The organism is Arthrobacter sp. TJ-170 (genome assembly GCF_058269305.1).
The window spans coordinates 151,351-168,108 of the sequence record NZ_JBZCNL010000006.1; the positions used below are offsets into that span (position 1 = coordinate 151,351).

Here is a 16,758-nt window from a genome sequence, read left to right on the forward strand (position 1 = left end):
ACGGGCCCGCCGCCGTTGGCCTAGTCCCGGGACGCCAGGTGAGCGCTCCCGGAAGCGGCCAATCGCTTCAGTCCCTCAGCCGGACGGATGGGTGTTGGCCACCGCGGCTCAAGATGATCCCCGAGCGTAACGTTGCGCAGGCGCCGTCCAAACATCGGGATCACCCATTCGCCCCACCAGGCCGACTCCCTGCGGAGCAGTTCGGCGACGGTGAACCGCTGCCGGGGACGGAGGGGTTTAGACGTGAGGGTATGATCGACGCCCAGCACGCGCAGCACGTGGGCGGCCATATTCTTGTGGCCCGCCGGAGACATGTGGAGGCGGTCGACATCCCAGAGCCTGGGGTCGTGGTACTCGTCGAAACACCAATAGTCCACGAGCAGTGCGCCGTAGGTTTCAGCGATCCGGCGGACGTGATCATTGTAGGTCCAGTTCCGGCGTCGCATCGGTTCCAGGACCGGGTGGAGCCGCACGTCGAATCCGGTGAAGAGGAGCGGTCGGGCTCCGGCTCCGGCGATGCGCGACACCATTTCCTCGTAGCTTTCCATGAGGGGCGTAATGCTGGTGCGCAGTTCGAGGATGTCGTTGCCGCCCGCATAAACGCTGACAACCGTAGGGTTGAGGTCGAGCGCGGGCTGCAGCTGCTCGTCGATGATCTGCCGAAGCCGCTTGCTGCGGATGGCAAAGTTGGCGTAGCGCCAGGTGGGGTCCTGTTTGCTCAGCTGTTTCGCCACGCGATCGGCCCATCCGCGCACACCGTTGGGATAGCGGGAGTCCCAGTCCCCCACACCCTCCGTGAAGGAATCACCGATCGCGACAAACAGCCTGGACACCCGCTCCACGGTAGGGAAGACGGACGACGCCGGCTCATCGCTCATGTGTCGGTGAAGAAAAGTCCCGGTGAATTCGGAATATCCGGACAGGACTCAACGCTCCACCCAGCATGACTCCACGAATCGCGGTTACCGGCTCCACCGGCCACGTAGGCGGGGAAGTAGCCCGCCGTTTGTCCGACGCAGGATACGAACAAAAACTCATCGTGCGCGACCCTGCCCGGGCGCCGGATCTCCCGGGATGGAGGGTCGCCCGGGCCGAATACTCCGACCGGGAGGCGGCCGTTGATGCACTCCGCGGCAGCGAGGTGCTTTTCATGGTCTCGGGCTCGGAGGCAGAAGACCGCGTGGATCAACACCGCACCTTCATCGACGCCGCCGCGGAAGCCGAAGTCCAACACATCGTCTACACCTCTTTCCTTGCCGCCGGTCCTGAGGCAACCTTCACGCTGGGCCGGGACCACTGGGCAACGGAGGAGCACATCCGAGACTCCGGAATGAGCCACACGTTCCTGCGTGACAATTTCTACCTCGACGTCCTGCCCCTCTTCGCGGGAGATGAAGGCGTGCTGCGCGGACCGGCAGGAGACGGCCGGGTAGCGGCAGTGGCGCGGACTGATGTGGCGCGCGCTGCCGTCGTCGTTCTCAAGGATCCACAGGCCCACGTTGGACGCACCTACGATCTCACCGGCCCTGAAGCCCTCTCCCTCACTGAGGTCGCGGCCATCATCACCCGCGTGACCGGCCGCAATACCCGGTATGAGGAGGAAACGGTCGAGGAGGCTTACGCCTCCCGTGCTTCCTACGGTGTGCCCGACTGGCAATTGGACGCGTGGGTGAGTACGTACACCGCCATCGCTTCCGGGCAGCTGGAAAGCACGACGACGGTGGTCCGGGACCTGACCGGATCGGAACCGACCAGCCTGGAAGAACTGCTCAAGCGTTAGAAACCCTTGACCCCTTTCGCGGTCAGGTCTATCCTTGTATTCAACCAGTTCGTTGATAAAGGATTAGGTTGACAATGGAATCGGAGGCGGACCATCTCGACCGGGCTTTCATGGCCCTGGCGGACCCCGCGCGCCGCAGCATTATTGCCCACCTCAGCCGTGGCCCGGCAACCGTCAACGAATTGGCCGCGCCATTCAACATCACCAAGCAGGCGGTCTCCAGACACATCCAGGTTCTTGAACAGGCCGAACTGGTGACCCGCTCGCGTGATGCGCAGCGTCGCCCAGTGCACCTGAACCCCGCAAAACTGGAGGCGCTCACCGCGTGGATTGACCAGTACAGGCTTGTACGTGAGAGCCAGTTCCGCGCACTCGATGATCTACTCGAATCCAGGGCCAGAAACGGCCGCGCACCCAAGGATCAATCATGAGCAACCAACTCAAACTCTCCGTCCCTGCAGGCGTCCCCTTCATTGACTTCGAGCGGGAGTTCGACTTCCCGGTCGAGGCAGTCTTCGAAGCACACAGGGACCCCGCCCTCATTCCCCAGTGGCTCGGCCCGCGCGGCATGACCGCGGAGGTGGACCACTACGACTTCCGCAGCGGCGGCAGCTACCACTACACCCACACCGGCCCCGACGGCGTTTCGTACGGTTTCAGCGGCGTCTTCCACACTGTCCGGGAGAACGAGTTCGCCATCCAGACGTTCGAATTCGACGGCTATCCCGACGTCGTGAGCCTTGAATTCCTCCGGTTCGAGGATCTGGGCAGCGGACGCTCCAAACTGCTGGGCCACTCCGTGTACCCCACCCAGGAAGCTCGGGACGGCATGGCGCAGTCCGGGATGGAAGGCGGAATGACCGAGGGCTACGAGCGCCTCGAAGAACTGCTCGGTGGCGAGCGCTAACCCCCGCCGCAACATACGCTCGGTACATGCGCAGGGACTTCCACCGTGACCAACTTTCAGCTGGCGCCTTCTACAAACTACTGACCGCCACAGTGGTGCCGCGGCCCATTGCGTGGGTGGCATCCCAATCCGAGAGCGGCGTAGACAACCTCGCGCCGCATTCTTTCTTCACCGTTGCGTCAACGGACCCGCCGATCATCCAGTTCACATCGGTGGGAGAAAAGGACAGCCTGCGCAACATCCGCGCACGCGGCGAATTCACCGTGAACTTCACTTCGGAGGAGCTCTTCGAACGAGTCAACGCGACGGCCACGGCATTCGGCCCGGAGGTTAGCGAGTTCGACGCCGCGGGTCTGCAACGCGAGCCGAGCACCGTTGTAGGCGCCCCCCGGGTCCACGAATCACCCGTGGCGCTGGAATGCCGCCTGCACAATTTGATCCCCGTGGGCAACTGCACCCTGGTTCTGGGTGAGGTAGTGCACGCGGCAGTCTCCGAACACGTGCTCGACGGAAACCATCCGCGCGTGGATCTGCTCAAGCCGCTGTCACGGCTCGGGCGCAATGAATGGGGCACGCTCGGTGATGTCCGACAGATCAACAGGATCCGGGTGGAAGACTGGCCGGACTCCTTCCCGGGCGGAGTGTGACAGTTCCCGGTCACGTCAGAAAACGTTTTCCTTGACGTGTGGCGGATGACACACTAGGGTCAAGTGCAATCCCGAGAAAGCGTTTTCTCGGACCTAAGCATTTGCCCTACAACCGGACAGAAGGTTCCCGATGAAGCCTCCCAGCGACGCGTGCGCGACGGCGCGATCACGCGCCCTCGCGATCGCGGAAAGGACCGGCCATGTCAGCTCTGAGTGAGATGTCGCGGCTGAAAAAAGAGCCGCGTGGAAAGAAGCGAAAGCTGACCGATGCGGAAAAGAAGGAAGAGCGGGCCGGCTACCTGTTCCTGGCACCCTGGCTGATCGGCCTGGTGGTCATCACAATCGGCCCGATGGCGGCTTCGCTGTACCTCTCCTTCACTGACTACAACCTGCTCCAGCCCCCCGAATGGACCGGGCTGGACAACTACATGCGGATGTTTGAGGACAGCCGTCTCCAGAACTCGCTCGGAGTCACCTTCCTCTACGTCTTCGTCTCCGTACCCCTCCAGCTCATCGCAGCGCTGGCGCTCGCACTGGTCCTGGACCGCGGCATGCGGGGCCTGAGCTTTTACCGGTCGGTCTACTACCTGCCCTCCCTGCTTGGCGGCTCCGTCGCTATCGCAGTTCTGTGGCGGCAGATTTTCGGAACCTCCGGCCTGATCAACCAGCTCCTGGCGCTTGTGGGCATCGAGGGCATGGGCTGGATTGCCGATCCCTCCACGGCGCTGGGCACACTGATGGTGCTCAACGTGTGGACGTTCGGCGCTCCGATGGTGATCTTCCTGGCGGGCCTCCGCCAGATCCCGTCGATGTACTACGAGGCAGCGGCCATGGACGGCGCATCGAAGGTGCGGCAGTTCACCACCATCACCGTCCCGCTGCTCACCCCGATCATCTTCTTCAACCTGGTCCTGCAGATCATCGGCGCCTTCCAGTCCTTCACCCAGGCATTCGTCGTGTCAGGCGGAACGGGCGGCCCAGCGGATTCGACCATGTTCTTCACCCTGTACCTCTACCAGCAGGGCTTCGGCAACTTCAATATGGGCTACGCCTCAGCCATGGCATGGCTGCTCCTGCTCATCATTGCCGCCTTCACCTTCATCAACTTCATCGCCTCGAAATGGTGGGTGTTCTATGACGACTAATATCGAGCCCCAGACAACTACGTCCCCTGCGACCAGGCAACACGAGACCCCCGAGCCGCCGCGGGTCCGCCGCCGCAGCCGTAACGAGGACGTCACCGGAAGCGCCGGACGCCGACTGCTCAAGCACATTGCGCTCACCGCCTTCGGCATCATCATGCTCTACCCGCTGCTCTGGATGCTGGTGAGCTCACTGCGACCGAACGACGAAATCTTCCGGGAGGCGGGCCTCTGGCTCACCTCGTTCGAGATCAGCAACTACACCCAAGGGTGGAACGCACTTCAGTCACCATTCGGGCACTACATGATCAACTCGATGATCGTGGTCATCGGCTCCATCATCGGCAACCTGGTGTCCTGTTCCATGGCGGCCTACGCCTTCGCCCGTCTGAGGTTCCGCCGCCGTAACCTGCTCTTCGCCATCATGCTCATGACGATCATGCTTCCCATCCACGTGATCATCGTGCCGCAGTACATCATCTTCTCCGAGCTGGGCTGGGTGAACACCTTCATCCCGCTGGTGCTTCCCAAGCTGCTGGCCACGGACGCGTTCTTCGTCTTCCTCATGGTGCAGTTCATTCGCGGGCTGCCCAAGGAGCTGGATGAAGCAGCGCGGATCGACGGCTGCGGCCACGTGCGGATCTTCACCCGCATCATCCTCCCCCTGATGGTGCCCGCCCTCGCGACAACGACCATCTTCACCTTCATCTGGACCTGGAACGACTTCTTCAGCCAGCTGATTTACCTGACCGACCCGAACATGTATACGGTGCCGGTCGCCCTGCGGTCCTTCGTGGACAGCACCGCAACATCCTCCTGGGGTTCCATGTTCGCCATGTCCATCGTTTCCCTCCTGCCCGTCTTCCTGGTGTTCCTGTTCGGTCAGAAGTACCTGGTCAAGGGCATCGCCACCACCGGCATCAAATAGCCGTCCCTGTTTGAAAAGCAAAACTCGACAGACAACAGATAGTTAGGAAAGAAATTCAATGAGGAAGTTCTCCCGACCCCTCCGTGCCGTAACAGCGGCCTCCATGGCCGTGGTGCTCGGCGCATCCCTGGCCGCCTGCGGCAGCGGCGGCGACGAAGCCGCCGGTGACGGCAACCTCCGGTTCTCCTGGTGGGGATCAGACCCCCGCCACGAGGCCACGCAGGAAATCATCGACATTTACGAAGCGAACAACGAGGGCGTCACCGTCACCGGCGAATTCTCGGACTTCTCCGGTTACTGGGACAAACTGGCGACGACGACGGCCGGCAGAGACGCGCCCGACGTCATCACCATGGATGAGAAGTTCATCATGGAGTATGCGGGCCGCGGCGCCCTGACTGACCTCACCGAACTCGAGAATCTGGACCTGTCCAAGTTCCCTGAGTCCGCTCTGGACCTTGGCCGCTACGAGGACGGCGTTTACGGGCTGAGCACCGGACAGAACGCCTACACCGTGATGGTCAATGCAGACCTCTTTGCCGAGGCCGGTGTCGAAATCCCGGATGACACCACCTGGACCTGGGACGACTACTACGAGATCTCGGCCGAGATCAGCGAAAAGCTGGGCGAGGTCAAGGGAACCGATTACGGCGCACTGGACGCGGACCTGCGGATCTGGCTCCGCCAGAACGGGGAGGAGCTCTACAACGAGGACGAGCCGGGCACGGTCGGTTACTCGCAGGAGACCCTGACATCCTGGTTCGAACACCTGCTCAACGTCCGTGACACCGGCGGCGGCGTCAGCGCTGCCCAGTTTACCGAGGCCGCTGCGGGCACTTTCGAAGCCGAAAACTTCCCCACTAAAAAGACCGCCATGGGCTGGTACTGGTCCAACCAGCTGGGTGCCCTCCGGTCTGCCACCGGTGATGACGTCCGCATGCTTCGGATTCCCTCACCCAGCGGCAACGCCGAAGACAACGGCATGTACTACAAGGCTTCCATGTACTGGTCCATCTCCAGCCAGTCGGACGACCAGGCAGCAGCAGCCGACTTCGTGAACTTCCTTGCGAATGACCCTGCAGCCGCCGAGAAGATGCTCGTTGACCGCGGCGTCCCCGCCAACCCGGACATGGCCACCGCGATTGAGCCCAAGCTGGACGAGTCCCAGCAGACCGTCGTTACCTTCCTCGAGGAGATCGCTCCGGAGGTTTCCGATTCACCGAAGCCTTCACCCGTTGGTGCAGGGAACGTGCAGGAAACGATCGTCCGCTACGTCGGTGAGGTCCTGTTCGACAACCTCACTCCGGAGCAGGCCTCCGAACAGTTGACTGCCGAAATCGAAGGCATGATCAGCGCAGGCTGACTCCTCTGATCCTCGAACGACATCCATCCGATAGACAGGACGAGATTCAATGAAGCGATTCTCTCGCGCAACCCGTGCAGTCACGGCCGCCACCGCGGTCGTAGCGCTCAGTATGACCCTTGGCGCCTGCGGCGGCAGCAGCGGCGACAGCGCTGCTGCCGGTGACGGCAACCTGCGGTTCTCCTGGTGGGGCTCGGACCCCCGCCATGTGGCCAATCAGGAGATCATCGACATGTACGAGGGCGAGAACGAGGGCGTCACCATCGAGGGTGAGTACTCCGACTTCGGCGGCTACTGGGACAAACTCGCTACGACGACGGCGGGACGTGACGCCCCGGACGTGATCACCATGGACGAGAAGTACCTGCAGGAATACGCCGGTCGCGGAGCTTTGGCGGACCTCAGCACCCTCGAAGGGTTGGACACGTCCAAGTTCAATGAGGCGTCGCTGAACCTTGGCCGGTACGAGGAAGGTCTGTACGGCCTGTCGACCGGGCAGAATGCCTACGTGGTGATGGCCAACAATGACCTGTTCGAGCAGGCCGGTATGGAACTCCCGGATGACACCAGCTGGACCTGGGACGACTACTACCGCATCTCGGCGGAGCTGAGCGAGAAACTGGGCGGAGACATCGTCGGCACCGAATATGGCGCCCAGGATGTCGACCTGCGTATCTGGCTCCGCCAGCACGGGGAGAACCTCTACAACGACGAAGAGCCCGGAACCGTGGGCTACTCACCGGAGAACGTCACCGCCTGGTTCGAGCACCTGCTCGAGGTGCGCGACGGCGGCGGACCGAGTGCCGCACGGTACACAGAGGAAATGTCGGGCTCCTTCGAGGCCGGTGGTTTCGCAACCAACCGCGCAGCGATGGGGTGGTACTGGTCAAACCAGCTCTCGGCGGTGGAGTCCGCGAGCGGCAGTGAGGTGACGATGCTTCGTCCTCCTTCGAAGTCAGGCGATGCCTCCGAAAACGGCATGTACTACAAGGCGTCGATGTATTGGTCCATTTCCAGCCAGTCCGATGACCAGGAGGAAGCTGCGAAGTTTGTGAACTACCTGGCCAACAACCCGGAGGCGGCAAAAAAGATGCTCGTGGACCGCGGGGTTCCCGCGAACCCCGACATGGCTGCCGCCATTGCTCCGGAGCTGAATGAAACAGATCAGACCGTGGTGGACTTCCTCGACGAGATCCGCCCCGACATGGCCGAAGCTCCGCTGCCCTCCCCCGTGGGTGCAGGCGGCGTCCAGGACACGGTCAAGCGCTACGTTTCCGAGGTGCTGTTCGAGAAGCTCACTCCGGAGCAGGCAACGGAACAGCTGACAGCCGAAATCGAAGGCATGATCAGCGCAGGCTGATCATCCGGAACGGAACAACGATCATGCTCGACCCCGCACCCCGTCCGCTGAACTCCTCGGCAGATACCGCCGACCATCAGGGCCACGACGGATCCGTCCGCGTTGCGCGAGTGGCCCTGGTCGGCGTCCACGGGTACGGCGCCCGGCACCTGGACAACCTTCGGCGGCTTGAGGCCGGGGGCGCCGCGCGGCTGGTAGCCGTGGCGGACCCCCGCCCTCCCGCTGAGGGGACGCTGGGTAGCGAGGTCGGCGTGTTCGACAATCTGGAGGACCTGCTTGCTGCAGGGGTGGCGCCCGACGTCGTCGTTATCGCCACCCCAATCCAGGCCCATGCGCCGCTCGCCCACGCGGCGATCGCGGCGGGCGCGGATGTGTATGTCGAGAAGCCTCCCGTGGCGTCGATGGAGCAATACGAATCGCTTCTGACTGCTGCGGAAAAAGCAGGCGTTGCCGTGCAGACCGGGTTTCAGAGTCTGGGCTCGGCAGCGCTGGACCGGATCGACGATCTCGTGGCATCGGGATCGCTGGGTTCGGTCCGCGGCGTCAGCGCGCTCGGAGCCTGGGTGCGAACCCGGGGCTACTTTGCGCGCTCACGCTGGGCGGGGAAACGGACCCTGGATGGAGTGGACGTGGTCGACGGCGTGGCCACGAACCCACTCGCCCATGCGGTTGCGACCGCCCTCCGTGTGGCTGGTGCAAGGAAGGCGTCCGACGTGGCTACCGTCGAGACTGACCTGTACCGGGCACACGACATCGAGTGCGACGACACCTCGGCTATCCGGGTGCGCACAGCTCCCGGCTCCGTCGTCACACTCGCACTTACCCTGTGTGCCGCGGAGCAGACGCGACCCAGCGTCACGCTCCACGGCACACAGGGGACCGCCGTGCTGTATTACACCGAAGACGAACTGGCGGTCACCACCGCCGAGGGGACCGTAGCTGAGCACTTCGGGCGCGCCGACCTGCTGGAAAACCTCCTCGAGCACCGAGCAGCCGGAACTCCGCTGATCAGTCCGCTCGACTCCTCGGGTGCTTTCATGCGGGTCCTCGACGCAGTCCGGCTGGCACCGCCACCCCACCCCATCGACCCCGCGTACGTCACCTGGGAGGGCGACGGGGAGGATGCGCGCCCCGTCGTACACGGCATCGAGGATCTCCTGCAGCGGGCCTGCCTGGCGCAGGCGACGTTCAGTGAGCTTGATCCGGGCTGGGCGCGCGCGTCGTCGTCCTTGCCTGTTGTGCTCGACGGCCGCCCGGTGGGCTCCTACCGGGACGGCTCCGCCGTCACTCCCCTGCTGGCGCCCCGCCCCTATCTGCACCCGCTCACGACACGCGGCGGAGTGGTTGTCACCGATCATTTCCCCGCTGACCACGTCTGGCACCTCGGGGTCGGCGTTGCCATTCAGGACGTCAACGGCGTCAACTTCTGGGGCGGGCGCACCTATCGGCGCGAGCAGCAGGGCTACGTCTGGCGCCCGGACCACGGCCGGATCTCCCGCACCGCGATCACCCAACAGAATGATTTCCTCGAGGAGACCCTTCGCTGGAGCGGCCCTGACGGCGCCACGCTACTGCACGAAACGCGCCGGATCACCTGGCGCTCCGTGAGTGACGCAGTGTGGGCACTCTCGCTCGAGTTCGCCCTCACTCCCGTCATGGACGGTCCCGTGCACCTCGGAAGCCCGGGATCGAACGGGCGGGACGGCGGTGGCTACGGCGGCTTCTTCTGGCGCCTCCCCGCCTGCGAAAACCCCGCGATTACGACGGCGGACGCCTCCGGTGAAGCGGACGTCCACGGCACCGTGTCCGACTGGCTGTGCTGGCAAGGGACCTTCGATGGTCAACTGGCGACGCTTCTCTTCCTGCCCGACGACAACACCGCTGACCCTTGGTTCGTGCGGGCCGAAGGCTACCCGGGAGTGGGTCTGGCACTCGCCTGGGACCGCCCAGTTACCACCACACGCGAATCCCCGCTTACCCGCTCCGTCACCGTTCTCATTGCCGACGGCGCCCTGACCGCCGAGGCAATCCGTGCACTCGCGGCCGAAGAAAGGCATCCATGACCACCACCTCAGAGCCCGGGCTGTCTGTCGCGGAGCCAACAGCGGATCTCGCCGACGAGCGTGCGATCAAACGCCGTCGGGTCCTCGACATCCTCGACCGCACCGGCCATGACTCCCTGCTGCTCACCACCAACACGGCTATGACCTGGTATCTGGGCGGCAGCCGCCTGCATATCAGCCTCGCGGGCGATCCGATCGCCGCCCTGCTGATTGACCGCGAGCGGGACCACCTGGTGACTTTCAACAACGAGGCGGACCGGTTGATGCGCGAGGAGTTGCCGACCGGCGTCGTCGTTCATCCCGTCCCGTGGCACGGTTCCGTGGACGAGGTGGCCCGCCGGCTATCCCCAGCCGAACCGCTCGACGAGGCGAGCGTCCGGCGGGAACTGCGCGAGGCGCGGCGGTCCCTCCTTCCGGTCGAAGCCGAGCAGTACGCCGAGCTCAACCGCGAGGTAGCACGGGCCATGACCGATGTCCTCTCAGCGGCGCGGCCGCACACGCCTGAACGTGACATCTCCGCGGAACTGGCAGCTCGGGTCATCGCGATGGACGCGGAGCCCCTGGTCCTGCTGTGCAACGGCCGCGAACGCTCCGCCTTCCGCCACCCGCTCCCGACGGCGTCACCGTTGGGGCGGCGGGCGATGGCGGTTGTATGCGCGAGGCGACACGGCATGGTCGCGAATGTCACGCGCTGGGTTCGTTTCGACGGATCGACGGCCGCCGAGCGCGATTCCGAGGCGCGGATTGCCGCAGTTGAATCGGACATCTTCGCGGCGACGGTCCCGGGTGCGCGGCTGGATGCAATCTTCGACGTCATCCAGCGCTCGTATGACGCCCACGGCTTTGGGCCGGACCAGTGGCGGCTGCATCACCAGGGCGGTCCCGCAGGGTATGCGGGCAGGGACCCGAGAGTCACGGCGTCCACCGATGACGAGGTGGTACTGAATCAGGCATTCACGTGGAACCCGTCCGGCCCAGGGGTCAAGATCGAGGACACTGTGCTCCTCACCGCCGAGGGCATCAAAGTGCTCAGCGTTGACGAGCGCTGGCCGACGGTCGAGGTCAACGGACTCCTGCGGCCGGTTACCCTGGAGGTCTAGGGAAGTTTTGCGCAGTTGACCTTGTGCCAGTTCCCCGACATGCTCAGCAAGTGACTGACGAGAAGCGCATCGCCCTACTGATCGATGCTGAAAACGCGCCGGCTTCAAAGGTCGATGTGATCCTTGCGGAAGTTGCCCGGTATGGCACGGCCAATATTCGACGCGCCTACGGCAACTGGAAAAGCCCGAGTATGAAGCCGTGGGAAGACACACTCCACACGTACGCAATCCGTCCAATCCAGCAGTTCGCCTACAGCACGGGCAAGAACGCATCCGATATGGCGATGATTATTGACGCCATGGACCTGCTGTATACCCGATCGGTTGACGCATTTGCCTTCGTTTCGAGTGACGCCGATTTCACCCCACTGGTTATGCGCGTGCTGACCGACGGTCTCAAGGTATACGGATTCGGAGAACAGAAGACACCCAAGCCTTTCATCAACGCGTGCTCTCAGTTCACCTATGTTGAAGGTCTCGGCCAGCAACTAGCAGAAGGCAACGGAACGGTACCGGCGCCTCGCGAATCACAGAAGTTGAGAGGCGATGCCCGCCTAATGCTGATGCTGCGCAGCGCCGTGGACGCAGCTAGCGGAGATGATGGCTGGGCACATTTGGGCGTAGTAGGCCATCAGATTAGTAATCAGGCCTCCTTCGACTCCCGGAATTACGGCTACACGAAGTTGAGTGAGCTGGTTGAAGCGACGGGCATGTTCCAAGTCAAGCGGCAAGACTTGACGGTTTACGTGCGGGATAACCGCAAGGTCTGATGTGCGGCCGGTGACCCCGGAGATCTAGGGAAGTTTTGCGCAGCTCTGGTGGCTTCACGACGCCGGAACCCATCAGAGGTGCTTCTTTTTACAGGCTGCCAAGCCAGTCGACGGCGGCGCTCTGGTCCGAGCGATCAATGCCGTGGCCGCCCGCCCGCAAAACCTGTCCGACGGCGGCCCCCTGGCGCTGCAGCTCGGACACCAGTGTGGTGACACTGTCCAGTGGTGCCATAGGGTCCGCTTGTCCATTGAGCACCAGGAAACGGCTGCCGGACAGGTCGATCTCCTGGCGCCGCTCGCCGAACGGGTACATCCCGGAGAATGCGATCACGCAGTCGAGGGACTCGGGATGAAGCATCGCCGTTGCCAGCGCAATATTGGCGCCGTTGGAGAAGCCAACAGCGACGATCTGCCGGTCGCCGAGAACATAGCCCTCCCGTGCGTTCTCGATGAAGCCAGCAAGCTCACCGGCTCTCACAAGAACGTCGTCGACGTCGAACACTCCCTCAGCACGCCGCGCAAACCAGCGAAGCATGCCGTTTTCCTGCGTCCGGCCGCGCGGCGCGAGAACGGACGCGTTCGGATCCAACTCCGCTGCCAGCGCGGTGATCTCGTGCTCATTCGAGCCGGTGCCGTGCAGCATCAGGAGCACGGGTCGGTCAGTAGCGCCCTCCCGGTACAGGTGAGGCCAGTCGGTGAGCTGTGGGCCGGCCATCAGGCGTTGTCGGTGGAGCCAGCGGCGGTGCGGCCGGTGAGTACGTTGTTGTCCTCCGGCACTTCCACGGCTGCCACGGACGCTTCGATGTCTTCACGTGAGGGTTCAAGCCACGGCGGGAGTTTCAACGACCGGCCAAGCTCAAGCAGCGGTTCGTCGACGTTGAAACCAGGGGTATCGGTCGCGATCTCGAAGAGCACACCGCCCGGTTCCCGGAAGTAGATCGAGGTGAAGTACTGACGGTCCAAAATGGCCGTGACGGCGAAGCCCCGTTCAACGAGGTCCTGCCGCCACAGTTCCTGGGTGGCTTTGTCCGGGACCCGGAAGGCGATGTGGTGCACGGTGCCGCCGGCCACCAGGCCGGGTTGCCCGGACGTATCAGCGACGACGTCGATCGTGTTTCCTGCGCCGCCGTCACCCGCTTCCAGACGGGTACGGCCCTGTGACTCGCCGGTGATCCGTAGGCCGAGGTCTTCGGTGAGCACGCGCAGTGTGCGCTCAGGGTTGGCGACTGTAAGCACCGACGAGTGTTGGCCGCGCACGGCGTGCTCAGCGGGGACAAAGGATGAATCCCATGGATCTCGGGGGTCGGAGATGGAGGAGGCCACAAGGTCGAGTTGGAGTCCGTCGGGATCGCGCAGCGACAACCTCTCCTCATCCGCGGAGACCCCCGCGACGGAGGACTCCACGCCGAGGGCGCGGAAGTGATCCTGCCACCAGCCAAGGCTTCCCTCGGGGACAGAGAACGCAGTGGTTGTCGACTGGCCGGAACCAATCCGCCCGGGCGCTACCTGACCCCACGGGAAGAAGGTCATGAGAGAGCCCGGCCTGCCTGCGTCGTCGCCGTAGTAGAGGTGGTAGGTGGACGGGTCATCGAAATTGACGGTCTTCTTCACGAGCCGGAGCCCGAGGCCACGGATATAGAAGTCGACGTTGGCCTGCGGGTCACCTGCGATGGCGGTGACGTGGTGCAGACCCGGGGTTTGCGCTGTCATGGTGGTCCTCCGGAACTTTCAGCCGGCCCCTGCGGTCGACGCATATACATGCAAATACATGTTCCTTCGAAGTTATTCCCTCGACCGGGCGTTACCCTGTCCGCATGGAGGAATCGCTGATGGCGGCCGTCGCGGAGGCAGTGGGCGTCCACGTCACCGCGCTGACGGAAGTCGAACGGGCGCCCCTGGATTACGATGCGTTCCTCGCCCACTGCACGGTAAGTCGGCTCCGGGGGTATGCAGCTGTCGACCGTGGGAACGTGCCGTGGTCACTGATCGAGAAGCATACCGAGGGCTCTGGTTTGGCCTCTCCGTACCTCTTGGATGACGGCAGGCGGGAGTTCGACGCCGCACGCGACCTGGGCGGCATGGCAGGTCAGTGGGCCCACCGCGAACTCGCTGAGCCCTGGTACTTCACGGAGTGGATCGACCGCCACAGCCAGCCTGAAGCCGTCGAACAAGGGTTGGCGACGCTGCGCCGAGCCCACCCCGACGCCGTCGCGCATCTCGGTGACCCACTGGCCGGCGCCGAGCAACTGATCCTCGAGCAAGTCCGCTTCCGCAAAATCCTGGAAGTACTTCCGCACACGCTGTGCCACCACGACGCCGCCGGTGCGAACATCTTCTCCTCCGGCGCCGGGACGATTCTCATTGACTGGGAATCGGTCGGTGCTGGTCCGGTGGGAGCGGACCTGGCATCACTTGCCTTCTCGTCGGTCCGCCGACGTGATGTCCTGGCCGGCGTCGTAGTGCCGATCGTCAATGACGATGCTGGACAGCTACGCCGATGCTCTCCGCTTGGAGGTACACGACATCACCTTCGAGGAGATACGTCTGGGCTTCCACGCCGCGATCGCACTTCGCTGGAAGCTCGCCGTCGACGTCGTCGCGGGCACCGAGGCAGGGCAGACACCGCGACGCGGCAGCCCTCCCCAACGAGGATCCCGCTGCGGCACTGGAAGAGCTGACCGCGCTTGTGGGCCCGCTCCTCGCGTCAGCAGGCCGAGCACTCAGCGCGGCGCGGTGAACTCCAAGCCGAGTCCCGGCTGCCCGGTCACGGTGAGCCCCGATTCCGTGATGCTGACCGGCGACGGTCCGGCAAGGATGCCCAACTCGCCCAGAGTGGCGCCGTCGACCGCTTCGACCCACGCCGTCTCCGCGAGGGTGGAAGCAAGCTGACCGGAAAGCTCGGGAAGCAGGTGCGGGGCCACGGCGATGCTGTTGGCCCGCGCGAGCTCCACGATGCGCCGGAACGGAGTGATGCCACCGACCCGGATGATGTTGGGCTGGATGATGTCGACCGCGTCCGCCTCGATGAAGTCCCGGAACCGGTAGATGGTGTGCACGTTCTCGCCCAATGCGATGGGCACCGGTGAGGAGCGGCGCAGCCGGCGGTAGGCCGAGAGGTCGTCGGCACGAATGGGCTCCTCGAGCCAGTGCAGGCCGTACTCTGCGAGCCACTCAAGCGCGCGCAGGGTGGTGGGCAGGTCCCACCGTTGATTGGCATCGATCATGAGCGCGCGATCCGGGCCGATGACCTCCCGGACTGCGGCGATGCGCTCGGCATCCTCGCGCAGGTCCGGCTTCCCGACCTTCACCTTCACAGCCTGCCTGCCCTCGGCGACCCAGCGCTGTGCCTGCTCAACCAGCTCGTCGAGGCTGTAATGCAGGTTCACTCCGGACCCGTATACCGGCACGCTCTCACGACGCCGGCCCAACAGGTCCGGAACCGAGCAGCCGGCCTGGCGCCCGGCCAGGTCCCAGAGGGCGAGGTCGACGCCGGCCATCGCTATGGTGGTCAGCCCTCCCCCGCCAGCCTCGTGGAGCCGGACCCATAGCGCGTCCCAGACCTCCTCGGGGCGGGCAGGAAGTCCTGCTATGAACGGTGCGATGTCATTTTCCAGCAACGCCAGTACTGCCTGCGGCCCGATGGTGGGGGTCCAGGAGAAGCCGTGGCCCACACCGTCGTCGTCCGTGGTCACCGTGGTTGCGATGAAGTGGTTTTCCGGGACGTCCGCTCCCCAGGCGCGCCGCAGGGGCACCGTGATGAGGCGTGCGGTGAGGCCGGTGATCTTCGGGCTCATGCTCCCACGAGCTCCCGGCCGGCGGTGAGGATCGCCTTGAGCTCAACCAACTGGCTCTCGGTGGGGTCGACCAGCGGCGGGCGGACGGAGCCGACGTCGAACCCGTCCAGCCGCAGGCCCGCCTTGATGAGCGAGACGCCAAAGCCGGGCGTCTGGTCGCGCAGGCGCACCAGCGGTGCGTAGAAGCCTTCGAGCAGGCGGTGCCGGGCCGCTTCGTCATTGTCGATGTAGGCGCGGTAGTACGCGGTGGCAATATCCGGTGCCATGGCAAATGCCGCGGAAGAGTAGAGCGGAATTCCAAGTCCGCGGTAGGCCCCCTGGCTGAGTTCGGCGGTCAGCAGGCCGTTGAAGAACTGGAAATCGGTGCGACCCGTGGCTGCGACTGCGGACACGATCTCCTGTGCCAGGCCGACGTCGCCCACACCGTCCTTGAAGCCGATCACCTTCGGGTTGGCGGCCAGCCGGGCAACGGCGTCGGCCGTGAACACCCCGTTGGCGCGGTGGTAGATGATGACCGGAAGGCTCGACGCGGCGGCTACGTCCTCGACATAGGCAACCAGCCCGTCGGTGGGGCCCTTTACGAGGTAGGGCGGCAGCACGAGCAGCGCATCGGCACCGGCCTCCTCCGCAACCTTCGCCGCAGCGCGGGCGTGGCCGAGCGGGCCACCGGCTCCGGCGATCACCGGGACCTGCCCATCGACAGCGCTCACAGCCGTCGTGACGACGGCGCGGATCTCCTCGATGTCGAGGGCGTGGAACTCACCGGTGCCGCAGGCAGGAAAGACCCCACCCGGCTGGTGACTGAGCCGGGACTCAATGTGCTCGCGAAGCTTTGCGGTATCAACTGACCCCGTGGGTGAGAAGGGTGTGACGGGGAAAAACAGCACTCCGTTGAACTGCATGA

The 16,758-nt window shown here is 64.2% G+C and carries 17 protein-coding genes; 12 read left to right on the plus strand and 5 right to left on the minus strand.

Annotated features, from left to right (window positions below; genetic code table 11):
* Positions 1-20: 20 nt before the first annotated feature.
* Complete coding sequence (locus AC4D1W_RS12570) at positions 21-878, minus strand: SGNH/GDSL hydrolase family protein (protein WP_490898956.1); 858 nt, start codon at positions 876-878, stop codon at positions 21-23.
* Positions 879-943: 65 nt separating this feature from the next.
* Here AC4D1W_RS12570 and AC4D1W_RS12575 point away from each other — a divergent pair, with 65 nt between their 5' ends.
* The 11 genes from AC4D1W_RS12575 to AC4D1W_RS12625 all read left to right on the plus strand — a co-directional run bounded on the left by AC4D1W_RS12575 (position 944) and on the right by AC4D1W_RS12625 (position 12,060).
* Positions 944-1,780 (plus strand): SDR family oxidoreductase, encoded by an 837-nt coding sequence (locus tag AC4D1W_RS12575; RefSeq protein ID WP_490898957.1) that lies wholly within the window; start codon positions 944-946, stop codon positions 1,778-1,780.
* A 74-nt stretch (positions 1,781-1,854) separates the two neighbouring features.
* The gene (locus tag AC4D1W_RS12580; protein WP_490891868.1) at positions 1,855-2,211 is read left to right on the plus strand and encodes an ArsR/SmtB family transcription factor; all 357 of its coding nucleotides are present in this window, start codon (positions 1,855-1,857) and stop codon (positions 2,209-2,211) included.
* The gene (locus AC4D1W_RS12585; protein ID WP_490898958.1) at positions 2,208-2,687 is read left to right on the plus strand and encodes an SRPBCC family protein; all 480 of its coding nucleotides are present in this window, start codon (positions 2,208-2,210) and stop codon (positions 2,685-2,687) included. Before AC4D1W_RS12580 ends, AC4D1W_RS12585 begins: the two co-directional genes overlap by 4 nt.
* 26 nt (positions 2,688-2,713) lie before the next feature.
* Positions 2,714-3,334, plus strand: a complete 621-nt coding sequence (locus AC4D1W_RS12590) for a flavin reductase family protein (protein WP_490891866.1) — start codon at positions 2,714-2,716, stop codon at positions 3,332-3,334.
* A 200-nt stretch (positions 3,335-3,534) separates the two neighbouring features.
* Positions 3,535-4,479, plus strand: coding sequence for a carbohydrate ABC transporter permease (locus tag AC4D1W_RS12595; RefSeq protein WP_490891864.1), 945 nt, complete (start codon positions 3,535-3,537; stop codon positions 4,477-4,479).
* A complete protein-coding gene (locus AC4D1W_RS12600; RefSeq protein WP_490891863.1) occupies positions 4,469-5,404 on the plus strand; it encodes a carbohydrate ABC transporter permease in 936 nt (311 codons plus the stop codon). Before AC4D1W_RS12595 ends, AC4D1W_RS12600 begins: the two co-directional genes overlap by 11 nt.
* A 58-nt stretch (positions 5,405-5,462) precedes the next feature.
* Complete coding sequence (locus tag AC4D1W_RS12605) at positions 5,463-6,767, plus strand: ABC transporter substrate-binding protein (protein WP_490891861.1); 1,305 nt, start codon at positions 5,463-5,465, stop codon at positions 6,765-6,767.
* 49 nt (positions 6,768-6,816) lie between these two features.
* Positions 6,817-8,127 carry an ABC transporter substrate-binding protein gene (locus AC4D1W_RS12610; protein WP_490898959.1) on the plus strand — a complete coding sequence of 437 codons (1,311 nt, stop codon included), beginning with the start codon at positions 6,817-6,819 and terminating at the stop codon, positions 8,125-8,127.
* A gap of 23 nt (positions 8,128-8,150) precedes the next feature.
* Positions 8,151-10,190, plus strand: a complete 2,040-nt coding sequence (locus AC4D1W_RS12615; protein ID WP_490898960.1) for a DUF6807 family protein — start codon at positions 8,151-8,153, stop codon at positions 10,188-10,190.
* Positions 10,187-11,290 carry a M24 family metallopeptidase gene (locus AC4D1W_RS12620; RefSeq protein ID WP_490891857.1) on the plus strand — a complete coding sequence of 368 codons (1,104 nt, stop codon included), beginning with the start codon at positions 10,187-10,189 and terminating at the stop codon, positions 11,288-11,290. The genes AC4D1W_RS12615 and AC4D1W_RS12620 overlap by 4 nt, the downstream gene beginning before the upstream one ends.
* Before the next feature lie 50 nt (positions 11,291-11,340).
* On the plus strand, positions 11,341-12,060 hold the full coding sequence (locus tag AC4D1W_RS12625; protein ID WP_490891855.1) for an NYN domain-containing protein: 720 nt from the start codon (positions 11,341-11,343) through the stop codon (positions 12,058-12,060).
* A gap of 88 nt (positions 12,061-12,148) precedes the next feature.
* Here the strand turns inward: AC4D1W_RS12625 and AC4D1W_RS12630 are convergent, their stop codons facing one another.
* The gene (locus AC4D1W_RS12630; protein WP_490891853.1) at positions 12,149-12,775 is read right to left on the minus strand and encodes an alpha/beta hydrolase; all 627 of its coding nucleotides are present in this window, start codon (positions 12,773-12,775) and stop codon (positions 12,149-12,151) included.
* Positions 12,775-13,770 (minus strand): ring-cleaving dioxygenase, encoded by a 996-nt coding sequence (locus AC4D1W_RS12635; RefSeq protein WP_490891852.1) that lies wholly within the window; start codon positions 13,768-13,770, stop codon positions 12,775-12,777. The genes AC4D1W_RS12630 and AC4D1W_RS12635 overlap by 1 nt, the downstream gene beginning before the upstream one ends.
* Positions 13,771-13,874: 104 nt before the next feature.
* Here AC4D1W_RS12635 and AC4D1W_RS12640 point away from each other — a divergent pair, with 104 nt between their 5' ends.
* A complete protein-coding gene (locus AC4D1W_RS12640) occupies positions 13,875-14,738 on the plus strand; it encodes a phosphotransferase family protein (protein ID WP_490898961.1) in 864 nt (287 codons plus the stop codon).
* Positions 14,739-14,780: 42 nt separating this feature from the next.
* On the opposite strand, the gene AC4D1W_RS12645 is transcribed toward AC4D1W_RS12640, so the two are convergent.
* Together AC4D1W_RS12645 and AC4D1W_RS12650 are read right to left on the minus strand one after the other, a co-directional pair.
* The gene (locus AC4D1W_RS12645) at positions 14,781-15,854 is read right to left on the minus strand and encodes a mandelate racemase/muconate lactonizing enzyme family protein (RefSeq protein ID WP_490898962.1); all 1,074 of its coding nucleotides are present in this window, start codon (positions 15,852-15,854) and stop codon (positions 14,781-14,783) included.
* Complete coding sequence (locus tag AC4D1W_RS12650; RefSeq protein WP_490898963.1) at positions 15,851-16,756, minus strand: 5-dehydro-4-deoxyglucarate dehydratase; 906 nt, start codon at positions 16,754-16,756, stop codon at positions 15,851-15,853. Before AC4D1W_RS12650 ends, AC4D1W_RS12645 begins: the two co-directional genes overlap by 4 nt.
* Positions 16,757-16,758: the final 2 nt, after the last annotated feature.

Bases quoted from the DNA above. Each gene is read 5' to 3' on its own strand.
- AC4D1W_RS12645 (WP_490898962.1), bottom strand. From the start codon at position 15,854: ATGAGCCCGAAGATCACCGGCCTCACCGCACGCCTCATCACGGTGCCC.
- AC4D1W_RS12635 (WP_490891852.1), bottom strand. From the start codon at position 13,770: ATGACAGCGCAAACCCCGGGTCTGCACCACGTCACCGCCATCGCAGGT.
- AC4D1W_RS12575 (WP_490898957.1), top strand. From the start codon at position 944: ATGACTCCACGAATCGCGGTTACCGGCTCCACCGGCCACGTAGGCGGG.
- AC4D1W_RS12580 (WP_490891868.1), top strand. From the start codon at position 1,855: ATGGAATCGGAGGCGGACCATCTCGACCGGGCTTTCATGGCCCTGGCG.
- AC4D1W_RS12585 (WP_490898958.1), top strand. From the start codon at position 2,208: ATGAGCAACCAACTCAAACTCTCCGTCCCTGCAGGCGTCCCCTTCATT.
- AC4D1W_RS12610 (WP_490898959.1), top strand. From the start codon at position 6,817: ATGAAGCGATTCTCTCGCGCAACCCGTGCAGTCACGGCCGCCACCGCG.
- AC4D1W_RS12605 (WP_490891861.1), top strand. From the start codon at position 5,463: ATGAGGAAGTTCTCCCGACCCCTCCGTGCCGTAACAGCGGCCTCCATG.
- AC4D1W_RS12590 (WP_490891866.1), top strand. From the start codon at position 2,714: ATGCGCAGGGACTTCCACCGTGACCAACTTTCAGCTGGCGCCTTCTAC.
- AC4D1W_RS12600 (WP_490891863.1), top strand. From the start codon at position 4,469: ATGACGACTAATATCGAGCCCCAGACAACTACGTCCCCTGCGACCAGG.
- AC4D1W_RS12615 (WP_490898960.1), top strand. From the start codon at position 8,151: ATGCTCGACCCCGCACCCCGTCCGCTGAACTCCTCGGCAGATACCGCC.
- AC4D1W_RS12595 (WP_490891864.1), top strand. From the start codon at position 3,535: ATGTCAGCTCTGAGTGAGATGTCGCGGCTGAAAAAAGAGCCGCGTGGA.
- AC4D1W_RS12640 (WP_490898961.1), top strand. From the start codon at position 13,875: ATGGAGGAATCGCTGATGGCGGCCGTCGCGGAGGCAGTGGGCGTCCAC.
- AC4D1W_RS12620 (WP_490891857.1), top strand. From the start codon at position 10,187: ATGACCACCACCTCAGAGCCCGGGCTGTCTGTCGCGGAGCCAACAGCG.
- AC4D1W_RS12630 (WP_490891853.1), bottom strand. From the start codon at position 12,775: ATGGCCGGCCCACAGCTCACCGACTGGCCTCACCTGTACCGGGAGGGC.
- AC4D1W_RS12650 (WP_490898963.1), bottom strand. From the start codon at position 16,756: ATGCAGTTCAACGGAGTGCTGTTTTTCCCCGTCACACCCTTCTCACCC.
- AC4D1W_RS12570 (WP_490898956.1), bottom strand. From the start codon at position 878: ATGAGCGATGAGCCGGCGTCGTCCGTCTTCCCTACCGTGGAGCGGGTG.